The 6283-nt window shown below is 73.6% G+C and carries 4 protein-coding genes; 3 read left to right on the top strand and 1 reads right to left on the bottom strand.

Going from position 1 to position 6283, the window contains the following annotated elements:
• Positions 1-265: 265 nt before the first annotated feature.
• Positions 266-1858 (bottom strand): amidase, encoded by a 1593-nt coding sequence (locus ACWF94_RS29805; protein WP_453495262.1) that lies wholly within the window; start codon positions 1856-1858, stop codon positions 266-268.
• 232 nt (positions 1859-2090) lie between these two features.
• On the opposite strand from ACWF94_RS29805, the gene ACWF94_RS29800 reads away from it, so the two are divergent.
• The 3 genes from ACWF94_RS29800 to ACWF94_RS29790 are packed head-to-tail and all read left to right on the top strand — an operon-like array spanning position 2091 to position 5972.
• Complete coding sequence (locus tag ACWF94_RS29800; protein WP_453495259.1) at positions 2091-2669, top strand: helix-turn-helix domain-containing protein; 579 nt, start codon at positions 2091-2093, stop codon at positions 2667-2669.
• Positions 2662-3408: an ABC transporter ATP-binding protein gene (locus tag ACWF94_RS29795; protein WP_453495256.1), complete on the top strand. Its 747-nt coding sequence runs from the start codon at positions 2662-2664 to the stop codon at positions 3406-3408. Before ACWF94_RS29800 ends, ACWF94_RS29795 begins: the two co-directional genes overlap by 8 nt.
• A complete protein-coding gene (locus tag ACWF94_RS29790) occupies positions 3408-5972 on the top strand; it encodes an FtsX-like permease family protein (protein ID WP_453495253.1) in 2565 nt (854 codons plus the stop codon). Before ACWF94_RS29795 ends, ACWF94_RS29790 begins: the two co-directional genes overlap by 1 nt.
• Positions 5973-6283 lie beyond the last annotated feature (311 nt).

Below are 6283 nucleotides of genomic sequence, written 5' to 3'. Positions count from 1 at the left end.
CGCCCCGGCCGGGGCTGACCCCCGGCCGGGGCCACGCGGACCACCCCGGCCGGGGCGCCGGAGTCACGGCGGAGCCCCCGGGCGGGGTGGGCGAATTCAAGGCGCGTTCAAGGGGGCGGTGTGCGATACGCGACGGCAGGGGGCGCGGTGCCGTGGCGGGTACGGGCGGGCCGCCACCCGGCGATCGTTCAGCCGGACCCACGGGGCGGGACGCACCCCGAGCCGGGGGACGCCGGGTACAAGCAGCCGGGCCGCCGTCGGACCCTCAGGACCCCTTCCCCACCGACGGCAGATAGCGCGGTGCCCGCCAGGCGTCCAGCCGGTGCTCCACCGCGGCCCCCAGGGACAGCAGTTCGGCGTCCTGGCGGTCACCGGCCATCAGCAGGAGGCCGACGGGCAGCTCGTTCACAGAACCGGCGGGTACGGACAGGGACGGGTACCCGGCCACGGCCGCGGGGGTGGACGACGGGATCACGTCGTTGTCGCCGCGGGCGCAATCGGTCGTCCAGGCGGGCGGGTTCGTCGGCGCGGCGATGGCGTCCAGGCGATGGGTGGCCATGGTCTCGTCGATCGACCGCCGGGAGAGGTCCTTCAGCTCGGTGCGCATGGCCCGGTACCCGGGGTCGGTGGTGGGAGGCGCGACGAGGGCCTGCTCGAACAGCTCCTGGCCCGCGAAACAGGTCCGCTCCGCCGGGTGGGTGCGGTTGAACTCGATCAGTTCGGCGAGGTTCCGGGGCCCGTCGCGGGTGGCGAGGTAGGCGTTGATGTCCCGGTGGAACTCGCTGAGCAGCGCCGGGAACTCAAGTTCCGCGAGCCGGTTCTGGTACGGGGGCGTCACCTCGACCACCTTGGCACCCGCGGTGCGCAGCCTGTCCGCCGTGCGGGTCATCACGGCGTCCACCTCGGGCCCGAGCGACGGCAGCCGCCACAGGCCGATCCGCTTGCCGCGCAGACCGCCGGGGTGCGTCAGCCCGTCCAGGGCGCCGAGGGAGCGCGCGGTGTCGCCCGTGCCGAGCACCGAGAGGGTGAGCGCGGCATCGACCACATTGCGTGCCATGGGCCCCGCGGTGTCCTGCTCGGCGGAGATGGGCACCACACCTGTCTGGCTGACCAGGCCGAGGCTGGGTTTGTGGCCGACCACCCCGTTCATCCCGGCCGGGCACACGATCGAGCCGTCCGTCTCCGTGCCGATCGCCACCTGTGACAGCGACGCGGCGAGCGCGGCGGCGGAACCGGAGGACGAACCGCACGGGTTCCGGTCCAGTACGTAGGGATTGTTGGTCTGCCCGCCCGTGGCCGACCACCCCGATGTCGGTTTCGCCGCACGGAAGTTCGCCCACTCGGACAGATTGGTCTTGCCGAGGATCACCGCACCCTCGTCCCGTAGCCGGGTCACCAGCCCGGCATCGTTGTCCGGCCGGTCCCCGGCCAGCGCGAGCGACCCGGCCGTGGTCGGCATACCGCGGGTGTCCACGTTGTCCTTGAGCAGCACGGGTATGCCGTCGAGCGGTCCCCGGGTGTCCCCGCGCCGGTGTCTGGCGTCGCTCGCCGCCGCCTGCCGAAGGGCCGTCGGGTCGGTGCGCAGCACCGCGTTGATCTTTGGATCGATGGTCTTGATCCGCCACAGATAGGCGGTGGTCAGTGCCGAGGACGTTAACGAACCCTCCGCCATCCGGGCCTGCAGCTCCGGGATCGTCACGGTGTCCAGATCGACGCCGAGCGCCGGGGGCGAACCGGCCTGCGGGGACGGTCCGGCGACGCCTGGTTCCGCGGCCTCCGCACGGGAGCCCGGTGCCCCCGTCAGGAGTGGCGCCGCGACCAGGGCGGCGAGCAGTGCGGCGGTGCTTCTCATTCTCATGCACGACATCGCACTACATGTTGATCTCCGGGGCAAGGGGCACCCGCTCATCGCCCACGGTCCCTGAGTCTGCCGGGCCCGGCCGCCCGGGCGGTGGGACCCCGGCGGGGCCGTGCGGCCGATGCCGGGCTCCGCGCCCCCTCGCCGGAAGGTCCCCCGTAGGGTTTTCCCCACCCCGGGACGGGGGGCTGCCGGATCGTGCACAGGAATCTGTGCACAGCACTCTGTGCGTATGAAGTTCACGCCGTCCCTCAGCGGGCTCAAGGCCCTCGCCCAGCCCCGACGACTCCAGATCCTGGAACAGCTGGCCGTGCACGGCCCGGCCACCTCCGCCGCCCTGGCCCGGGTGCTCGATCTCAACACCGGTGCCACCAGCTACCACTTGCGGGAGCTGGCCCGGCACGGCTTCGTCGAGGAGACGGAGGCCGAGGGCCCGGGGGGCCACAGCCGGGAACGGTGGTGGCGTGCCGTCTCCGGGGATCTGCGGCTGCCGCCGCGCAGTGAGCAGGACGCCGGAACACGTCCGGTGGTCGATGAGATGAACCGGCTCGCCTACGCCGCCGACCTGCGGCTGTTCGAGCAGTTGCAGCGGGAGAGCGACGAACTGGGCGCGTGGATGGACGCCTTCCCGTACTCGCGCGGCACGATCCGGCTGACGCTCGACGAACTGCACGACTTCTTCGAGGAGTACATCGCGCTCCTCAACCGGTACAAGCGGCCGGACGGCGAGACCCCTGAGGGGGCACGGACCGTGCTCACCCGCCTGCTGGCCTTCCCGGCCCCCGACCGGACGGGTGAGGACGATGCGTAGCCCCGGGCCGCACGCCGCCGTCCGCCTCGACGCGGTGACGAAGGTGTACGGCCGCGGAGACCGGGAGGTCCGGGCGCTCGACGCCGTGTCCGCCACGATCCCCGCCGGTACCTTCACCGCGGTCATGGGACCGTCGGGCTCGGGCAAGAGCACGTTCCTGCACTGTGCGGCCGGCCTGGACAGGCTGACCTCCGGCGCGTCGTGGATCGGCGACACCGAACTCAGCGGAATGGACGAGAACCGGTTGACCGTCCTGCGGCGGCGGCGCGTCGGTTTCGTCTTCCAGGCATTCAACCTCCTGCCGTCGCTGACGGTGCGGGACAATGTCACGCTGCCGCTGCGGCTGTCCGGAACCCGGGTCGACCGCCGCCGTCTTGAGGAGGTCCTGACCAGGGTGGGGCTGGCGGGCAGGGCCGGGGCGCGGCCCGGCCGGCTCTCCGGCGGCCAGCAGCAGCGGGTCGCCATCGCCCGGGCACTGATCACCAGCCCCGATGTGATCTTCGGTGACGAGCCGACGGGCGCGCTGGACACCGTGACGGCCAGGGAGATCCTCGCCCTGCTGCGGGCCTGTGTGGACGGCTCCGGGCAGACCGTCGTGATGGTCACGCACGACCCGGTGGCCGCCTCGTACGCGGACACCGTGCTCTTCCTCGCCGACGGCCGCGTCGTCGACCGGATGGCGTCGCCGACGGCCGACCGGGTCGCCGACCGGATGACCCGTATCGGAGCGTGGAACTGATGCTGCGTTACGCGTGGGCGACCCTCAGGGCGCGCAGGGCGGGGTTCGCCGGCGCGTTTCTCGCGCTGCTGTGTGCCTCGGCCGTGGTGAGCGCGTGCGGTGCGCTGCTGGAGACCGGGCTGCGCGGCGAGATCCGCACCGAGCGCTACGCGGGCACGCCGATCGTCGTGTCCGGCGACCAGAACGTCCACCACCGGCAGAAGAAGGGCGACAAGACCAAGCACAAGGCGAAGCCGCTCGGCGAGCGCGTCCATCTGCCGTCCGGCACCGCCGAACGGATCGCGAGGGTCCCCGGGGTGCGGGCCGCCGTGCCGGAGATCGGCTTTCCCGCCGTCCTGGCCGGCCGGGACGGCGCGCTCCTGGGCGGCCCGGACGGGAAGGAGTCGCTGGGGCACGCCTGGACCTCGGCCGCGCTGACCCCGTTCCGGATCGAGCGGGGACGGGCGCCCCGGGGCGCGCGGGAGATCGTCGTCGACCGGGGACTGGCCGCCCGCGCCGGTCTGGAACCCGGTGCGAGGGTCACCGTGCAGGCCACGCGCGCGCCGGGGGCCTACACGGTGGTGGGTGTCGCCACCACTCCGCGCGGCGGACCGGTGGAACAGGCCGCGATCTTCTTCACTCCCGGTGAGGCCCGGCGGCTCGCCGGGCACGGCGGCGGGTACACCGTGGTCGGTGTTCTGCCGGAGGCCGGTGTGAACACCCGTGAGCTGGCCGGGAGGGTGACGGCGGCCCTCAGGGAGACCCCGGGTGTCCGCGAGCAGGTGAACACGGGCGGCGGCCGGGGTCCGGTGGAGTTCCTCGACGCCGCCAAGGCGCGGGTCGAGCTGATCAGCATGGGCGGGGCCATGGGCGCCGTCGGCCTGCTGGTCGCGGTCCTGGTCGTGTCAGGCACCTTCGCCCTGTCGATCCAGCAGCGCCGCCGGGAGATCGCCCTGCTGCGGGCCGTGGGGGCGACGCCCCGGCAGGTCCGGAGGCTGATCGGGCGCGAGGCGGTGCTCATCGGCTGCGTGGCGGGTGTGCTCGGCGCCGTGGCCGGGCTGCCCCTCGCATCCTGGCTGCACGCGAAGTTCGTCGGGTTCGGGACGATCCCGGAGACCCTCGGGATCGTCCGCGGTCCGTTCCCCGTGGGCGCGGCCGTCGCGGCGACCGTGTTCGCGTCCTGGGCGGCGGCGCGGATCTCGGCCCGCCGTACCACCCGTATCCGCCCGGCCGAGGCCCTGACGGAAGCCTCGGTCGAGAGCAGTCGGCTCGCCCGGGGGCGTCTCGTCGCCGGGGCACTTCTGCTGGCGGGCGGGATCGTGCTGCTCGTCGTCCTGAGCGGGCTGCGCACCGAGCCGGCCTCGATGCCCGTGACCTACCTCGTCGTCCTGGTGATCTCGGTCGCGCTGGCGCTGCTCGGTCCCGCGACGGCCCGGGGAGCGCTGGCCGTACTGGGCGCTCCGCTGCGGCTGTCCCGGGTCGCGGGACACCTCGCGGCCCGCAACGCCCGCGCGAACGCCCAGCGGCTCTCCGCGGTCATCACGCCGCTCACCCTGCTCGTCGGCATGGCGTGCACCATCGTCTTCGCCCAGACCACCCTGGGGAGCGCCGCCGAACGGCAGGTCAGGGAGGGCGTGCGGGCGGACTGGGTGGTCGAATCGCCGGGTCCCGGTGTGCCGGGCGCGGCGGCCGAGCGGATCCGTGCCCTCCCCGGGGTGACCGCGGTCACCGAGGTGGTGCGCACCACCGTGCGCTCTCCCGGTCTGGACAAGTACACCGTCCAGGGCGTCACCCCTGAGGGTCTGTCCGCCACCATGGATCCGGAGGTCACCGAGGGCTCGCTGGACCGGCTCGACGAACGCGGCGTCGCGGTCAGCGACCTGGTCGCCGACCGGAAGGGCCTGCGGCCCGGCAGCACGATGAAACTGGTTCTCGGCGACGGCACCCCGGTCACCCTGACCGTCGTCGCGGTCTACGGGCGCGGCCTCGGCTTCGGCGACCTGACCATGGCGCACGGCCTGGTGGCCGCGCATGTCGACAATCCGCTCGGTGATTCGCTGCTGGTCGCCACCTCGGAGAAGCCGCACGGCGGCGGAATCGGCCGTACGGAACTGGCCGCGGCCGTACGGGACTTCCCGGGCGTCGCGGTACGGGAGAGCGGACACGCGGCTGACCGGCGGGCGGCGCTCCAGCGGGAGAACGCCGAGGTCACCTATGTGGGCATGGGTCTCATCCTGGCCTTCACCACGATCGCGTCGGTCAACACCCTGGCCATGTCCACCGCCGACCGCGCACGCGAGTTCGCGCTGCTGCGCCTGACCGGTTTGACCCGGCGTCAGGTGCTGCGGATGCTCCGGCTGGAGGCGCTGGCGGTGGCGCTGACGGCGGTGGTCCTGGGCACCGGGATCGCGCTGGCCACCCTCACGTCGTTCAGCATCGGCATGACGGGGCGGGCAGCCCCGTCCATGTCCCCCGGCGTCTATCTGGCGATCACGGCCACCGCCGCGGCTCTCGCCCTGGCCGCCACCGCGTGGCCCGCCAGGATCGCCCTGCGCGAACGGCCGACCGATGTGATCGGTACCTGACATCCGTGCATCCGTAGGCGCATCGCTCCACCTCCCCGCACCGCGCGTCCGGTGGCTCCGGCGGAGGCGGGGGCGAGCGCCTCACGCAGGGAGCGGGCTCGCACAGGAGCGAGGCTCACGCGCGTACGGGCCTCATGCGCGTACGGCTCACGCGGGGTCTCACGCGGGAGCGGGCTCCTCGCCCGTACGCCCCGGGGGCGCCGCCGGTGCCGCCGCCGGGGCTGTCCCGGGCCGGGTCTCCGGCAGCGCGGCGAAGCAGGCGGTGCTCAGGACCGCGATTCCGGTCAGCCAGGCGGCGACCCCCCAGGGCG

The organism is Streptomyces sp. NPDC055078 (assembly GCF_053607985.1).
The sequence above is the reverse complement of the archived record's forward strand: the minus strand, read 5'-3'. Positions and strand labels throughout refer to the sequence as shown.

What these genes read in the sequence shown, in the direction of transcription:
- ACWF94_RS29805 (WP_453495262.1), bottom strand. Translation starts at nt 1,858, where the DNA reads ATGAGAATGAGAAGCACCGCCGCACTGCTCGCCGCCCTGGTCGCGGCG.
- ACWF94_RS29800 (WP_453495259.1), top strand. Translation starts at nt 2,091, where the DNA reads ATGAAGTTCACGCCGTCCCTCAGCGGGCTCAAGGCCCTCGCCCAGCCC.
- ACWF94_RS29795 (WP_453495256.1), top strand. Translation starts at nt 2,662, where the DNA reads ATGCGTAGCCCCGGGCCGCACGCCGCCGTCCGCCTCGACGCGGTGACG.
- ACWF94_RS29790 (WP_453495253.1), top strand. Translation starts at nt 3,408, where the DNA reads ATGCTGCGTTACGCGTGGGCGACCCTCAGGGCGCGCAGGGCGGGGTTC.